The organism is Streptomyces sp. NPDC102259, from assembly GCF_044766465.1.
Taxonomy (GTDB): Bacteria; Actinomycetota; Actinomycetes; order Streptomycetales; family Streptomycetaceae; genus Streptomyces.
Map to the genome: position 1 here is coordinate 1 of NZ_JBIWMA010000069.1, position 1,240 is coordinate 1,240.

Consider the following 1,240-nt stretch of genomic DNA (forward strand, 5'->3'; position numbering starts at 1 on the left):
CATCAGGGCCATGTAGATGCACTTGAGGGCGGCGGCCTCGTTGGGGAAGTGCCCGCGGGCGCGGACGGACCTGCGGATGCGTGCGTTGACGCTCTCGATCGCGTTCGTGCTGCAGATGACCTTGCGGATCTCAACGTCGAAGGCGAGAAAGGGCACAAACTCGGCCCAGGCGTCCGACCACAGCTTCACGATCGCCGGGTACTTCCGGCCCCATGCCTCCTGGAACTCCAGGAACCGCTCCGTCGCGGCGTCCTCGCTGGGTGCGGTGTAGACGGGTTTGAGGGCCCCTGCGACCTTGTCCCAGTCCTGGCGGGCGGCGTATCGGAACGAGTTCCGCAGCAGGTGAACGACGCACGTCTGGACGATTGTGCGAGGCCAGACGGTCTCCACAGCCTCAGGGAGTCCCTTGAGCCCGTCGCAGACCAGCATGAGCACGTCGTCCAGGCCGCGGTTCTTCAGCTCGGTGAACACATGCAGCCAGTACTTGGCGCCCTCGCCGCCGTCGCCGGCCCAGATGCCGAGGATGTCGCGGGTGCCGTCCACCGTCACCGCCATCACCACGTAGATAGGGCGGTTCGCAACCTTCCCGTCCCTGATCTTGACGTTGATGGCGTCCACGAACAGGACCGGATAGACGCGGTCGAGCGGTCGGTTCTGCCATTCGGCCATGCCCTCCATCACTTGGTCAGTGATGGTGGAGACGGTCTGCTTGGACACTTCGGCGCCGTACACCTCGGCGAGATGAGCCGATATCTCTCCGTGCGTGAGGCCCTTCGCGGACAAAGAAAGCACCATCTCGTCGATGCCGGTCAGGCGTCGCTGTCGCTTCTTGACGATCTGCGGCTCGAAGCTGCCGGCAGTGTCGCGGGGCACCTTCACTTCCACCGGCCCGACGTCGGTCAGCACCGTCTTGGCCCGGCTCCCGTTGCGGGAGTTGCCGCTGCCCCGGCCGACAGCATCGTGGCGTTCATAGCCGAGGTGATCGGTAATCTCACCTTCCAGGGCAGATTCCAGGACCCGCTTGGTCAGCTGCTGCAGCAGCCCACCCTGCCCGGTCAGCTGCAGCCCCTCCGACCGGGCCCGTTCCACCAGCATCGCGACCAGTTGCTCATCCGACACGGGCGCAGGCTGCCCGGACGGGGCACTCTCGACAGGTTCCACGGTCTCCAACTCCACGGCGGTGTCAGTCACTTGACGTCTCTCCCATGATCGTCGGATCCGCCGTTAGATTTACACTCCC

General features: G+C 65.1%; 1 protein-coding gene. It reads right to left on the bottom strand.

The window, feature by feature from the left end; translation table 11 throughout:
* A partial coding sequence (locus ACIRPU_RS44390; protein WP_403878959.1) for an IS256 family transposase occupies positions 1 to 1,095 on the bottom strand: 1,095 nt, incomplete at its 3' end.
* Positions 1,096 to 1,240 lie beyond the last annotated feature (145 nt).